At 63.1% G+C, this 14,031-nt stretch carries 10 protein-coding genes; 4 read left to right on the forward strand and 6 right to left on the reverse strand.

Translation table 11 applies throughout. From position 1 onward, the window contains the following. Window positions 1–55 precede the first annotated feature (55 nt). The gene (locus HFP57_RS16755) at window positions 56–757 is read left to right on the forward strand and encodes a Crp/Fnr family transcriptional regulator (RefSeq protein ID WP_176870866.1); all 702 of its coding nucleotides are present in this window, start codon (window positions 56–58) and stop codon (window positions 755–757) included. Between the two features lie 57 nt (window positions 758–814). On the opposite strand, the gene HFP57_RS16760 is transcribed toward HFP57_RS16755, so the two are convergent. After that, complete coding sequence (locus HFP57_RS16760) at window positions 815–1,471, reverse strand: OmpW/AlkL family protein (protein ID WP_176870867.1); 657 nt, start codon at window positions 1,469–1,471, stop codon at window positions 815–817. A gap of 133 nt (window positions 1,472–1,604) precedes the next feature. Here HFP57_RS16760 and hemN point away from each other — a divergent pair, with 133 nt between their 5' ends. After that, window positions 1,605–2,924 (forward strand): oxygen-independent coproporphyrinogen III oxidase, encoded by a 1,320-nt coding sequence (gene hemN, locus HFP57_RS16765; RefSeq protein ID WP_176870868.1) that lies wholly within the window; start codon window positions 1,605–1,607, stop codon window positions 2,922–2,924. A gap of 25 nt (window positions 2,925–2,949) precedes the next feature. Here the strand turns inward: hemN and HFP57_RS16770 are convergent, their stop codons facing one another. The 3 genes from HFP57_RS16770 to HFP57_RS16780 are packed head-to-tail and all read right to left on the reverse strand — an operon-like array spanning window position 2,950 to window position 5,883. Further along, window positions 2,950–3,861 carry a copper resistance protein B gene (locus HFP57_RS16770; RefSeq protein ID WP_176871381.1) on the reverse strand — a complete coding sequence of 304 codons (912 nt, stop codon included), beginning with the start codon at window positions 3,859–3,861 and terminating at the stop codon, window positions 2,950–2,952. 5 nt (window positions 3,862–3,866) lie between these two features. Then, complete coding sequence (locus HFP57_RS16775; RefSeq protein ID WP_281363103.1) at window positions 3,867–5,588, reverse strand: copper resistance system multicopper oxidase; 1,722 nt, start codon at window positions 5,586–5,588, stop codon at window positions 3,867–3,869. Window positions 5,589–5,607: 19 nt separating this feature from the next. Continuing rightward, window positions 5,608–5,883: a metal-sensitive transcriptional regulator gene (locus HFP57_RS16780; protein ID WP_176870869.1), complete on the reverse strand. Its 276-nt coding sequence runs from the start codon at window positions 5,881–5,883 to the stop codon at window positions 5,608–5,610. 82 nt (window positions 5,884–5,965) lie between these two features. Here HFP57_RS16780 and HFP57_RS16785 point away from each other — a divergent pair, with 82 nt between their 5' ends. Together HFP57_RS16785 and HFP57_RS16790 are read left to right on the forward strand one after the other, a co-directional pair. Beyond that, window positions 5,966–8,149 (forward strand): copper-transporting P-type ATPase, encoded by a 2,184-nt coding sequence (locus tag HFP57_RS16785; protein WP_176870870.1) that lies wholly within the window; start codon window positions 5,966–5,968, stop codon window positions 8,147–8,149. Window positions 8,150–8,604: 455 nt separating this feature from the next. Beyond that, window positions 8,605–9,552, forward strand: a complete 948-nt coding sequence (locus tag HFP57_RS16790) for a crotonase/enoyl-CoA hydratase family protein (protein WP_246263215.1) — start codon at window positions 8,605–8,607, stop codon at window positions 9,550–9,552. On the opposite strand, the gene HFP57_RS16795 is transcribed toward HFP57_RS16790, so the two are convergent. Continuing rightward, window positions 9,539–11,437: a putative bifunctional diguanylate cyclase/phosphodiesterase gene (locus HFP57_RS16795; RefSeq protein ID WP_176870871.1), complete on the reverse strand. Its 1,899-nt coding sequence runs from the start codon at window positions 11,435–11,437 to the stop codon at window positions 9,539–9,541. The genes HFP57_RS16790 and HFP57_RS16795 overlap by 14 nt on opposite strands. A gap of 193 nt (window positions 11,438–11,630) precedes the next feature. Further along, window positions 11,631–13,931 carry a putative bifunctional diguanylate cyclase/phosphodiesterase gene (locus HFP57_RS16800; protein WP_176870872.1) on the reverse strand — a complete coding sequence of 767 codons (2,301 nt, stop codon included), beginning with the start codon at window positions 13,929–13,931 and terminating at the stop codon, window positions 11,631–11,633. Window positions 13,932–14,031: the final 100 nt, after the last annotated feature.

Raw genomic sequence — 14,031 nt, forward strand, 5'->3', positions numbered from 1 at the left:
GCTTTCCGCATCGAAAAGGGCTGACCTGCGCCGCTTCTTCGGCTAACGCAGCCGCATGTCGAGCTGTGATACCTGCCTTGTGCGCAATCGCGCCATCTGTTCGGTGCTGGATGCCGATGCGCTGGAGGATCTGAACCGGATCGGCCGCCGGAAGAATGTCCGGCGCGGGGAAACCGTGATCTGGGAGGGTGACGATGCGCCCATCGTCGCCAATGTCATCGACGGGATGCTCAAGCTGACCACCGCGACGGGGGACGGGCGCGAGCTGATTGTCGGGATCACCTTTCCATCCGATTTCATCGGCCGTCCCTTCGGGGCCAGCAGCACCAATTCGGTGACAGCGCTTACCGACGCACAACTGTGCGTCTTTACGCGATCGAGCTTCGATTCCTTTGCCAAGGAACATCCGGATCTCGAGCATGAACTGCTCGAGCGCACCCTGGGCGAACTGGACCGGGCCCGCGAATGGATGCTGCTGTTGGGCCGCAAGAGCGCGGCGGAGCGCGTCGCCTCGTTCCTGCTGGAAATGTCGAAGCGGCTCGGCGGCAAGGCTTGCGAGGGACCGGCCGGCCCGGCGGACCAGTTCGAGCTGCCGCTGTCCCGCCAGCAGACGGCCGATATTCTGGGACTGACGATCGAAACGGTCAGCCGACAGCTCGGCCGTTTGCGCGACGCGGGTGTCATCCTCACGCCGGACCGGCGAACCATCGAGATCGTCGATCGCGGCGCGCTCGAAGTCGAGGCGGAACGCGGCTAAAAATAAGGGCAGACCGCTTGGGGGAAGCGGCCTACCCCGAGAACAGTAGGCGTTCTCTTAGAGTCGGAATCCTATCCCGACCCCGAAGACGAACGGATCGAGATCGATATCGACCTGCTGCGTGCCGATCGTGGCGTTGCGCAGCGTCGCGGTCGTATCGATATCGATATATTTCACGTCGAAATTCAAGAAGATATTTTCATTGAGATCGATGTCGACACCGGCCTGCACCGCCCATCCCCAGCTGTCGCTGAGCGAGACGGACGTCGGGCCGACCGCATTTTCGAGGCCGTTCGAAGCGTCTTCCGAATAGAAGACCGTATAGTTGATGCCGGCGCCGACATAGGGCCGCACCGATCCTTCGGGCGCGAAATGATATTGGGCGGTCAGGGTCGGCGGCAGGACCCAGGTCGATCCGAGCTGGCCTATACCGCCGGTCGTGCCCGACGTTCCGCTGAAATCATGCTTGGTCGTCGCGGCGATCAGCTCGAAGCCGATATGGTCGGTCGCCATATAGGTGATGTCGACTTCGGGCATGATGGCGTCGCTGACCTCGACTTCCTCGCCCGGAAAGGTCGGCAGGATCGAGCCGGAATTCTCGGTTGGGGAAATCACAACCGCCCGGACACGCAGCAGCACGTCGCCGGCCTCGGCGAAGGCGGGTTGTGGCACGGCTGCTATGGCCAGCAGGGGAAGGAGGGATAACGCACGCATGGGTGATGCCTTTCAGTTCGGTTTGGATGCCCATGCTTTGGGGAGTGCCTCGCGGTGGCGCTTTGATCCTCGTCAACGGTTTTTTTGATCATGGTCAAGGAGATACGGCTCGGGAAATGCTCTTTGGCGAAGAATGTGGCCTTACATATCCGACCTGCTCGATCGCCCGGTTCCGCGCTATACGAGCTATCCGACGGCCGCCGAGTTCGCGCCGGTGGACGCCGGCTTTCACGAAGCGGGGTTCGACGATCTGGCGCCGGGCGCGTCCGTCTCGCTCTATGCCCACATTCCCTTTTGCGAAAAGATCTGCTGGTATTGTGGCTGCAATACCGGCGCGGCCAATCGTGCCCATCGCCTCACCGCCTATCTCGATGCGCTACATGCGGAAATCGAAACGGTTGCCGAGCGGCTCGGAAACCAGCGGCCGATCACCCAGATCGCCTTTGGCGGCGGCAGCCCGAACGCGATCGATCCCGTCGATTTCGTCCGCCTGCTCGACCATCTGTGTATCGCCTTCGACGCGTTCGACGCACGGCTTTCGATCGAACTCGATCCGCGCAGCCTGACACCCGAATGGAGCGCCTTGCTGGGGCGGGCCGGGGTCAGTCATGCGAGCCTCGGCGTCCAGACCTTCGATCCCGACCTGCAGGCGCGGATCGGGCGGATTCAGCCGGCGGAGAGCATCGAACGCGCGGTGGCGGGATTGCGCGACAATGGCGTCACATCGCTCAATTTCGACTTGATGTACGGCCTGCCGGGCCAGACCCATGCGGCGCTGGCCGAGACTTTGAAACAGGCCGTCGCGCTACAGCCCGACCGGATCGCGCTGTTCGGCTATGCGCACCTTCCCGCGCTGATCAAGCGCCAGCAGCGGATCGACGCCAGCGACATGCCGGACGGCCGCGCGCGTTTCGACATGGCGGCGCTCGGCTTCGAAATGCTGACGGCCGCCGGCTATGTGCCGATCGGCTTCGATCATTTCGCGCGCGCCGGCGACGGCCTGGCGCAAGCCTTCGAGGCGGGCACGATGCGGCGCAATTTCCAGGGGTTTAACGACGATCCGAGCGACGCGCTGATCGGTCTCGGCGCCAGCGCGATCAGCAGTTTCCCCGATCGTTTCGTGCAGAATGAGAAGAATAGCGGCCGCTACCGGATGCGCGCCGGCGCGAACATGCTGACCGCCGAGCGCGGCGTTCTGCGCATTCCGGCGGACCGCCAACGTGGCCGGATCATCGAACGCCTTCTATGCGCGGGCACCGCCGATATCGGCGGAGTTCGAATGTCGGCCGCGATGCACGACCGGCTGGCGCATCTGACCGCGCTCGGTCTTGTCGAACGGGATGGCGATCGCGTTACGATAACGCCCGACGGCCGCCCCTATGGCCGGACCATCGCGAGCCTGTTCGACGCCTATCGCGGGGTGCAGGAAAAACGGTTCAGCAGCGCCGTCTGATACAAGGCCTTCGCCGCCGATCGATTCAGAACCAGAAACGCAGCCCGGCGAGAAACGCTATGCGGTCCGGATCGCCGCCCGCGGCGCGGGCGAAATCCGCCGTATCGCCGAACTGGTGCTGCCATTCGACCCCAATATAGGGCGCGAATTGCGGGCCGAATTCGTAGCGCAACCGCAATCCGGCTTCGAGATCGGAAAAGCCCGACCCGATCCCCAGTTCAGGGATGTCCTGGGCCGCGAGATTGAGTTCGACCCTCGGTTGCAGGATCAGGCTCTGGGTGAGGCGCTGATCATATTCGGCCTCGATCCGGGCCGTGACATCGCCTTCGTCGGACAGGAAGGCGGCCGCATCGATCTCGAAGAAATAGGGCGCGAGCCCCTGCACGCCGATCACCGCATGCGCCCGGTCGGGGCCGGGACGGAAATCGGCGCGCATCCCGGTTTGCAGATCGAAAAAGGGGCCGATCGCACGGCTCCACAAGGCCTGGATTTCCGCGTCTTCGAGCGATCCCCCAAATGCGCCTTCGCCCTCGCTCTTCACCCACAGCTTGTCGATATCGCCGCCGATCCAGGCGTTGAGTTCCCAGACATAGGCGTCCTCGCCCGCGGCGATCTGGGCTTCGAGCCGGTCGACGGCGAACAGATAGGTCGTCATCCCGCCCTGGTTCCGGCGCAGCTCCTCGCGACTCTCCGCCATGACATCAGGCGGAAAGACGGTATCGGCGGCATGGGCCGGCCCCGAAAAGGCTTCGGACGGCGGCCCGGATTGCGGAAGGGCAGGATCCTCTGCCATGGCGCCGTGACCGGCATGGGCGTCCGCTGCGTGATCCTCCGGTATCGTGTGTCCGGCATGCGGATCGGCCGGTTGCGGCATCTCGTGCCCCGTATGCTGGGAGAGGGCGGGGCTGGCGGCGATCAGCGCCGTCGCGGCGATCATCACCCTCACGCCATCTCTCCGTCGAGCGGCCGCACGGTGACGACGTTGAACATCCCGGCATGCATGTGCATCATCAGATGGCAGTGAAAGGCCCAGTCTCCGGGCGCGTCGGTGGTCAGGTCGAACCGGACGAAACCGCCCGGCAGCACGTTCACCGTATGCTTGCGCGGATGATGGCCGGTATGGCCGTTGACCAGCTCGAAGAAAAAGCCGTGCAGATGGATCGGGTGCGTCATCATCGTATCGTTCACGAGCTTGACGCGCACGCGCTCGTCGCGCGCGAAGCGGATCGGCTCGACCTGTTCCGAAAACCGGCGCCCGTCGAACGACCACATATAGCGTTCCATATTGCCGGTGAGATGGATCTGCAGCTCGCGCGCGGGCGGACGCGGATCGGGATTGGGGTTCAGTGCTTCAAGGTCCGCATAGACGAGGACGCGGTGTCCGACGCCGTCGAGCCCAAGCCCGCGATCACCCGTACGGTCCACCGGCATCGGCGCGATCATGTCGACGCCGGGATTGAGATCGACGCCGGGTGCGACCGATCCGTCGCGCATGCCGTGGTCCATCGCGCCGCCATCGCCGCCCATGTCATGCCCCATCGCCGCGTGATCCATGCCGGCCATGCCCATATCGCGCATCGTCAAGGTCGGCCGCTCGCGAAGGGGCGGGACGTCCGCCGCCATGCCGGGGCGCGGGGCCAGCGTTGCGCGGCCCATCCCGGAACGGTCGATGCTCTCGCTGACGATCGTATAGGCGTGATCGGCGGTCGGCGTGACGATCACGTCATAGGTTTCCGCGACGCCGATCTGGAACTCGTCGACGGTAACCGGTCGGACATTCTCGCCGTCCGCATTGACCACCGTTATCGGCAGGCCGGGAATGCGGATATTCATGATCGACATCGCCGAGGCGTTGATGATGCGTAGGCGTACGCGTTCGCCGGGTTCGAACAGCCCTGTCCAGTTTTCCGCCGGACCATGGCCATTGACCAGATAGGTGTAGGTCGCGCCGGTCACGTCGGCGATGTCGGACGGCATCATCCGCATCCCGCCCCACATAGCGCGCTGCTCCGTCGTCATCGGACGGCCGTCGAAAAGCGTGTTCTGCTGCCGGTTGAAATAGTCGGGACTCTGCTTGAGCCGCTGCATGACCCTATGCGGATGCATGAAGCTCCAGTCGGAAAGCACCAGCACGTGCTCGCGGTCATACTCGACCGGATCGTGATGGGCCGGATCGATGATGATCGGCCCGTAATGGCCCATCGCCTCCTGCAGCCCCGAATGGCTGTGATACCAATATGTCCCGGCCTGGCGGATGGGGAATTCGTAGGTGAAAGTTTCGTGCGGCCGGATGCCGGGAAAGGAGATGCCGGGCACGCCGTCCATCTGGAAGGGCAGGAGTATCCCGTGCCAGTGTATCGAGCTGTCGGCGTCGAGATGGTTGGTCACGTCGATGCGGACATTCTGCCCTTCGCGAAGCCGGATCAGCGGCGCGGGCAGCGTGCCGTTGACGGTTATCGCATGGCCGGTCCGGCCGCCCACCGCGAACGGGGTCTCGCCGATGCTGAGCGCGATCCGTTCGCCGGAGAGCACGCCCGGACTCGCCGCCGCCATCGGCGTGTGATGGGCATGGGACTGGGCTCGCACCCAGCCGGGAAGAAGGGCGGTAATCGCCAGCCCACCGCCCAGCGTCAGCGCCCCGTTCAGTGCGTCGCGTCTCGTCATGGCCATGTCTATGGTCCTGCTAGCGGGACATCTTGCCGAACAGATCGACAAGTTCGCCGAACTTCTCGCGCTGGGCGGCGGCGTCGCCGCTCTGGACTGCTTCTTCGATGCAATGCCCGGAATGGATGGCCAGCACCTTGCCCTTGGCGGCCCGCAACGCGGCTTCCATCGCCGTCATCTGCTGGAGGATGTCGATGCAATAGCGATCCTCCTCCATCATCCTGGCGATCCCGCGCGCCTGGCCCTCGATGCGCTTCATCCGGGCGATTTCCTTGTCGAATTTGCAGTTCGCCATGCGACTTTCCTGACTGTAGGTTGACGAACTATATACCTATCCCCAGTATAGTATCAAGTTCGAAGATTCGGGGACTGGTGGAATGAGTCACGATTGTTGCCAGACGGAAAGCGGGCGCCGTTCCGCGCCAGGAGGCGCGGCGGAGGGCGCGATCTACACCTGCCCCATGCATCCCGAAATCCGCCAGAAAGGCCCCGGTTCCTGCCCGATCTGCGGCATGGCGCTCGAGCCGGAACAGGTGTCGCTCGAAACCGGCCCGGATCCCGAATATGTCGATATGCGCCGCCGCTTCTGGATCAGCGCTGTCTTCACTGTCCCGCTCGTCATTTACACGATGGGCGGAATGCTGCCGTCCCGTCCGTTCGAGGGGCTGATTGCACCCGGTGTTGCGCAATGGATCGAATTCGCGCTCGCCGCGCCCGTCGTCCTATGGGGCGCCTGGCCCTTCTTCGTCCGTGCCGTCCGATCGGTGCGCACGATGAATCTCAACATGTTCACGCTGATCGGCCTCGGCGTGTTCGTGGCCTTTGCGTTCAGCTTGGTCGCGACCGCTGTGCCGGATATCTTCCCCGCGGCGTTCCGCAATGCGGATGGGCGGGTCGGTGTCTATTTCGAAGCGGCGGCGGTCATCACCACGCTCGTATTGCTGGGCCAGGTGCTGGAGTTGAAGGCGCGCGGCCAAACGTCGAGCGCCCTGAAAGCGCTGCTCGAACTGGCGCCGCCTGTCGCTATCCGGATTGCCGGGGACGGCACGGAGTCGGAAATATCGTTGGACGAAGTGCGGACCGGCGACCGGTTGCGGGTTCGCCCGGGCGATAAAGTGCCGGTGGATGGCGTCCTCGTCTCCGGCGCGAGTACGGTCGACGAGGCCATGGTCACCGGCGAACCGATCCCGGTCCGCAAGGAAAAGGGCGATGCGGTGACCGGCGGCACCGTCAACCAGACCGGCGGTTTCGTGATGGAGGCGCAGCGCGTCGGCGCGGATACGCTGCTCGCCAAGATCGTCCGGATGGTCGCCGAGGCGCAGCGCAGCCGGGCGCCGATCCAGCGGCTCGCGGATAGCGTCGCCGGCTGGTTCGTGCCCGCCGTCGTCCTGATCGCGGTCATCACGTTCATCGTCTGGTCGATCTGGGGGCCGAACCCCGCAATGGCCTACGCCCTGGTCAATGCGATTGCCGTGCTGATCATCGCCTGTCCCTGTGCGCTCGGCCTCGCCACGCCGATGTCGATCATGGTCGGTACCGGCAAGGGCGCGCAGAACGGCATCCTCATCAAAAATGCCGAAGCGCTCGAAACATTCGAGAAGGTCGATACGGTGGTGGTCGACAAGACCGGGACGCTCACCGAGGGCAAGCCGAAGCTGGTGGCCGTGGAGACGGTTTCGGGTGTCAGGGAGGACAATCTGCTCTCGCTGGTGGCCGCGGTCGAACGGTCGAGCGAACATCCGCTTGCCGCCGCCATTGTCGAGGGCGCGATGGACCGCGGATTGGAACTGGCCGAAGCGCATGACTTCGCCTCCGTGACCGGGGCGGGCGTCGAGGCCCGTGTTGAAGGGCGGACCGTCGCGATCGGCAACGAGAAGATGATGGAACGGGCGGGTACGCTCGACGAGGCGCTGGTGGCGCGCGCAAAAGAAGGCCGGGAGCTCGGGCGAACGGTCATGCTCGTTGCGCTCGACGGCAAGGCGGCCGGGATCGTCGCCGTGGCCGATCCGATCAAGAAAACGAGCGCCGATGCGATCGCCAGGCTTCACCGCGAAAGTATCCGCGTCGTCATGCTGACGGGCGATGCCGAAGGCACGGCGCATGCCGTTGCGCGGCAGGTCGGGATCGACGAGGTTCGCGCCAATGTCTCGCCCGAAGACAAGAACAGGATCGTCAAGGAATTGCGGGCCGAGGGTCGCATCGTCGCCATGGCCGGTGACGGGATTAACGACGCCCCTGCGCTCGCTGCCGCCGATATCGGCGTGGCGATGGGGACGGGCACCGACGTGGCGATGGAAAGCGCGGGGATAACGCTCGTGCAGGGCGATCTTGCCGGTATCGCCAAGGCGCGGCGGCTTAGCGGCATGACGATGCGGAACATCCGCCAGAACCTGTTTTTCGCGTTTCTATACAACACGCTCGGTATACCGGTTGCGGCCGGTATCCTCTATCCGGCCTTCGGCCTGCTGCTCTCGCCGATGATTGCGGCGGCCGCGATGAGCCTCAGCTCGGTATCGGTGATCGGCAACGCCTTGCGGTTGCGTTCAAAGGTTCTGGAATAATGTCGGCTACGGTCGAAAAGACTGTGGAAGCCGCGAAAACCGGTGGAATCGATGCTAGGCGTTCTTGGGTCCTGCAAAAACGCAGTCCCGGAAACGGACCACATGGTCAGTCTGTCGCAGTTCCGGAAGCCTGATAAAGCGGCCGATGAACTGCTCCGACCCTTTGCTCATCTCAACATTGCAGATCGTGCCGTCGGCAAGCCGAAACACGGCTAGACGGCGCAGTGTGGCTGGTACTCTGGTGCTTGAAAGGCGATTGCGGTCCATGACCCCGGCATGGCGCACAGACCTTAAGAAATTGTCGACGAAGCTCTTTTTGGCCTTCCGTTAACCAATCGCGGCGCGCACGTCCGAATCTGTCTTGCTACGAGACGGTCGGGAAATCGCGCGAATATCGTTTGCCCGGTGTAACCAAATATGTTTAGATTCCATATACCTTGTTCGGAGATTGTTTAGTGGACCAGAGCAGGATCGGATCGACGGACAGCCAGACGCTTCCGAACGAGGTCACCGATGCGCTGATCGACGAAACCGATCTTCAGCGCGTCGCCCGCGCCCGGCCTTCGCCATTGTTCGATCTCGGCCAGCTTGATGTCAGCTGGGACGAGGAGCGAAAAGCGCTCTGGACATACATGACCCCTAACGGCCGGCCGAGCTTCAATCTGGCGATGCTGCACGATTTCGACGTCTGGCAGAACGAGATCGCCCGGCTGTACGGAGAGGGCGGCGAGCAGCTCGAATATCTGATCCTCGGATCCCGCTTTCCGGGCGTCTGGAATTTCGGCGGCGATCTTGGGCTCTTTTCACAATATATCCGCGGCCAGAACCGCCAGGCGCTCGTCGATTACGGCCGGGCCTGCAACAATATCCTGTTCCGCAACATGAAGGGCCTGGAATTGCCGATCGTGACGATCGGTCTCGTCCAGGGCCAGGCGCTGGGCGGCGGCTTCGAGGCGCTGATGTCGTTCAACGTCATCGTCGCCGAACGCAGCGCGAAGTTCGGCCTGCCGGAGATCGCCTTCGGTCTGTTCCCGGGCATGGGCGCGCATGCGTTGCTGGCGCGCCGGCTCGGTTTCGCGAAGGCCGAGTCCATGATCCTGAGCGGAAAGACATATACCGCCGAAGAGATGCTCGATCTCGGTCTTGTCCATTATCTCGTGGAGGATGGCGAGGGTGAGCAGGCGGTGCTCGATTATATCGGGCAGAACAGCCGCCGCCATGCCGGCAACCATGCCGTGTTCAAGGCGAGCCGGGAGGTCTGGCCGGTCACGCTCGGCGAGCTGAACTCGATCGTCGAGATATGGGCGGATACGGCGCTGAAGTTGCAGGACAGCGATTTGCGCCTGATGGAGCGGCTGGTGCGCGCCCAGAGCAAATTGTCGGCCAAGATCAGCGCAAATTGACGATCTGCTGATCGTCGGGATCCGACAGATCCTCGAGGCTGAGGCGCTGTGACGCCTGGGCCGCGGTCATCGGCCGCGCATAATAGAAGCCCTGGACGCGGCTGCACCCGGCTTCGCGCACCCGTTGCAACTGCTCTTCGGTCTCGACGCCCTCGGCGACGGTAGCGACCTCGAGCGATTTCGCGAGCTGGACGACAGCGCCGATGATCTTCTGGTCGGTCGGGCTGTTGCCGATGTTGCGAATGAACGACTTGTCGATCTTGATCGTGTCGAATTCCCAGCTGCGCAGATAGGTGAGCGAAGAAAAGCCCGTGCCGAAATCGTCGAGGCACAGGCGCAGGCCCATCTTCTGCAGCTGGCGCAGCAGCGAATTGGTGTGCGGGTTCTTGTCGAGAAGCACCGATTCGGTAATCTCGAGCTCCAGCCGCCGCGCCACCATGCCGGTATTTACGAGCGTCTCGATGATCGTGACGGGAAGATTGTTCTGCTTGAGCAGGGCGGGGGAGATGTTCACCGAGACGTTGATCTCCTCCGGCCACTTGGCAGCCGCTTCGCAGGCCTTGCGGAGCACCCATTCGGTGATGTCGCCGATCAGGCCGGCACTTTCGGCGACGGGAATGAACACGGCCGGGCTGACATCGCCGAGCTCGGGATGGTTCCACCGCAGCAATGCTTCGCAACTCTTCGTCCGGCCGGTTTCCAGATCGATGATCGGCTGGAAAAGGACGGTGAATTCTTCGTTGGCCAACGCGTCGGTCAGGCCGGACTCGATCTGCCGGTGCATGAGGAAGTCCTCATGCATGAACGGTTCGAATGCGCGCACGCGCTTCCCGCCTTCATTCTTGGCGTGATAGAGCGCGATATCGGCGTTTTTGAGCATGATCTCGCTCTGGCGTCCATGATCGGGGGCGACGGCGACGCCCAGCGATGCGGCGACTTCCACGGTATTCTCGTTGATGCTGACCGGCTGCGATACGGAGTCCAGTATTTCGTTGCCCAAGCGGCCTGCCTCTTCCGCGCTGTCCACGATCGCCATGATCACGAACTCGTCGCCGCCGAACCGGGCGAGCCAGCCGCGATTGCCGAGCACGGCCTTGACGCGCTGGGCGGTCACGATGAGCACCTTGTCGCCCGCAAGATGCCCCAGCGTATCGTTGATCGTCTTGAAATGATCGAGATCCATCCAGATCACGGTGAGCTTGTCGGGATTGTCCTGATCGATCGTATCCAGCAGCTCGCCGAGCCGCATCTGCATCGCCAGGCGATTGTCGAGACCGGTCAGCATGTCGCTGCGCGCCATCTTTTCGAACCGCGCCGCGACCTCGCTCTTCTCCTGTTTTCCGGACAGTGCCGTATAGACGACCTCGTAGATCTGCAGGCTGATATCGACCATGCCCATCACGAAGATGATGATGCACAGGCTCAGCGTTATGGCGAGCGGGGTGCCCATGAGGAACAGGCCCAGCGCCATCGGCAGCGTACCGAGACAAAGCTGGCCGATCGCGATGATCGGGCGTCCTGCGTTGCGCGCGGCGACGCCGGCCGAATAACCGGTCGCCATGATCGTCGCCATGAGCAGGAGAATCGTGTTGCTGCTCTGGTTGAGCGTCAGAAACGCCTGGGCGCCGAGCAGCGAGGCGTAGAGCCAGGCGCCGATCTCGTAGTTTCGTTCCCAGTGCAGCTGTTCGCTTGGCGTTTCCTTCGCCTGGACGCGCAGATAGATCACGGCGCTTGCAACGCGCAGAACGCCGACGAGATGAATGCCGATCGAGCAGATCAGAAGCGCGAGACTGCCCGACACATAGGCGATGCAACCCGCCGTGACGCTGCCCGCGATCGCACCGATCGCCAGGGATGCGGGAGATGTGTACAGGGTGCCGGCCATCGCCGCGCGAACCTGTCGCGCCAGCGAACTCTCGGAGGCCGCTAAATGTCGTAGTTTATTGCCGACAGCCGGCATTGATATCTCCCGTACCCCGGTATCGATAGAGGCATATGGTTAAGGATCTGTGGGTGTTTGCGAGCCAAATTGCGGAAAATCGGCGGTCGTTTCGGCTATGCTCTCGGCCGGCGAAGCCTTAGCCGACCAACCGATGCTCCCATTTGCTTCCGACGATCTCTCTCGTCCGTTCGATCGGCATCGGACGGCCGAAAAGATAGCCCTGGATCTGGTGGCAGCCGAGATCGCGCATCCGGTTGAAGTCCTCGGCCGTTTCCACGCCCTCGGCGGTGATGATCAGCCGGAAGCTGTTGGCGAGCATGACGATCGCCTGGATAATGGAGACGGTCTCTTCGCGGGTCGCCGCCTCGCGGACGAAACTGCCATCGATCTTCAGCTTGTGGAAAACCGCCTTGTTGAGATAGCCGAGCGAGGAATAACCGGTTCCGAAATCGTCGAGCGCGATGCCGACGCCGAGGCTCCGGAGCCTTTTCAGCACATCAATCGCGTTTCCCGCGCCGCTCATGAAAACCGATTCTGTCACTTCGAGTTCGAGCCGGTTCGCGGACATATGGGCTTTCCGGAGCGCTTCGGAAACCGTGTTGGGCAGGGCCGGTACGACCAGCTGGAGCGGCGACACGTTGACGGCGACCGTGATATCGTCGGGCCAGGTCGCGGCGTCCATACATGCCTGATGCAGGACCCAGGATCCCAGCTCCTCGATCAGGCCGGCTTCCTCCGCGATCGGAATGAAGACGGCCGGCGAGATCGGCCCGCGCGTCGGGTGATTCCAGCGCAGCAGCGCTTCGAATCCGGTAACCCGCTGGGTCTGCGCCGACACCAGCGGCTGGTAGAGCAGGTTGAACTGATCGGTTCCGATCGCCTGCCGCATGTCATGTTCCAGCCGGACGCGTTCTTCGGCCTCGACCTGCATCTGGGGGTCGAAATTGCAGAATGTGGCCCGGCCCAGCGATTTCGAATGATAAAGGGCAAGATCCGCCTTCCGGACCAGATCGTCGACCGTGTCTCCGTCGATCGGACCATAGGCGCAGCCGATGCTCAGGCCGATCCGGATCTGCACATTGTCGATCATATAGGGTTCGCTGACCGCACCGATCAGTTTTTCGGCGAGCGCCTCGACCCCGACCCGGCTTTGCGCATCGTCCACAACGACCGCGAACTCGTCGCCGCCGATCCGGCCGACTGTCCCGCGATTGCCGACGACGTCGCTGAGCCGCCGCGCGACCGTCTTCAGGACCGCATCGCCCTTGGGATGGCCGAACGTGTCGTTGACCGGTTTGAAGCCGTCGAGATCAAGGAACATGATCGCGCACGGTACACCCTTGTCCTTGGCATCGCTAAGCGCCGTATCGAGGAGCGTCCGCACGCGCGAACGATTGGGCAGGCCGGTCAGCACATCGAGATTCGCCAGATGCTGGAGCTTCGCGTGCGAACTCTTCGAATCGGTGATATCTAGGCCGACGCCGCGATAACCCTGGAATTCGCCGTCATCGTCGATGATCGGGCTGCCGGACAGGGTCATCCATCGGCGCGACTTGCCCGTCTCCAGTTCGAGCTCGACTTTCGTGAACCGTTCCCGCTTGGCCAGGATCTCGCCGACGCCCGATTGGTTTCCCAATGCGGCGGCGAGCGATTTTCCGAGTAGCTGATAGGTTGCCGTGCCGAGCAGTTCGCCCATGCGCGGCGAAACGTAGGTCAGACAGTATTGGCCATCGACCTGCCACAGCCATCCAGCGCCGCGATCTTCATATTCCTGAAGCAGGTGCCGGATATCGGCGCGCTTCGCGGCGAGAACGCCGGCGCGGTCGATCTGTCCCTGCCAGGACCGCGCGAGAAGGAGGAACCCGACCATCGCTGCGGCCGCGAATGCGCCGAGGATGGCGATGCCGGGAAGCGCGGTCGCGCCGACGCCGTAATAGGCGGCGAAGGAAAGGCCGGCAGCGAGGATGGAAACCCACAATACCACCGCCGTCGGTATCACGGCGACGGAAATCCCGCTGACGATCATGACGGCGACGATGCCGCCGGTGAAGGTGTAGTTGATCGGCGCGCCGGAGATTGCGGCATAGACCGGCATGGCGATCCACAGTCCGGCGCGCACGGCGCTGTCCACCGCGGCGACGCGAATCTTCGAGATCGGTTGCTGGTCCGTGCGGCGAACCATCGACGTCCGGTTCAGCCATCGCGCCGAGACATAGGTGGCCGCGATGATCAGTGCGAGCCAGCCGAGCAACAGCTGCAAGGAAAGGCTCTGGCGCTCGAGGATTGCGAAGACGAGAGCGCAGATCGTCTGTGTAACGCCGGAATAGAGCGTGAAGCGGGAGAGGATATTGAGCTGCGCCGTGCGGACTTCGCCGGCGGGCGCGTGTCGCTCCTCGATCATATGCGCTGGTCCGCGCGCGTCGCTGTCGCGTTGCATCCCCGCCTGCACGTCCACGTCTCGATTGCGGTCCTGAATTGGCATATGTCCCGGCTCGATATAGTTCGCCGCCCATCTAGACATGAACCTTTTGATGCTT

The sequence above is a fragment of the Parasphingopyxis algicola genome, assembly GCF_013378075.1.
In the GTDB taxonomy this organism is placed as follows: Bacteria; Pseudomonadota; Alphaproteobacteria; order Sphingomonadales; family Sphingomonadaceae; genus Parasphingopyxis; species Parasphingopyxis algicola.

Excerpts from the sequence above, each read along its gene's own strand:
- HFP57_RS16755 (WP_176870866.1), top strand. The coding sequence starts at position 56 with ATGTCGAGCTGTGATACCTGCCTTGTGCGCAATCGCGCCATCTGTTCG.
- HFP57_RS16760 (WP_176870867.1), bottom strand. The coding sequence starts at position 1,471 with ATGCGTGCGTTATCCCTCCTTCCCCTGCTGGCCATAGCAGCCGTGCCA.
- hemN (WP_176870868.1), top strand. The coding sequence starts at position 1,605 with ATGTGGCCTTACATATCCGACCTGCTCGATCGCCCGGTTCCGCGCTAT.
- HFP57_RS16770 (WP_176871381.1), bottom strand. The coding sequence starts at position 3,861 with ATGATCGCCGCGACGGCGCTGATCGCCGCCAGCCCCGCCCTCTCCCAG.
- HFP57_RS16775 (WP_281363103.1), bottom strand. The coding sequence starts at position 5,588 with ATGACGAGACGCGACGCACTGAACGGGGCGCTGACGCTGGGCGGTGGG.
- HFP57_RS16780 (WP_176870869.1), bottom strand. The coding sequence starts at position 5,883 with ATGGCGAACTGCAAATTCGACAAGGAAATCGCCCGGATGAAGCGCATC.
- HFP57_RS16785 (WP_176870870.1), top strand. The coding sequence starts at position 5,966 with ATGAGTCACGATTGTTGCCAGACGGAAAGCGGGCGCCGTTCCGCGCCA.
- HFP57_RS16795 (WP_176870871.1), bottom strand. The coding sequence starts at position 11,437 with ATGGCCGGCACCCTGTACACATCTCCCGCATCCCTGGCGATCGGTGCG.
- HFP57_RS16800 (WP_176870872.1), bottom strand. The coding sequence starts at position 13,931 with ATGCAACGCGACAGCGACGCGCGCGGACCAGCGCATATGATCGAGGAG.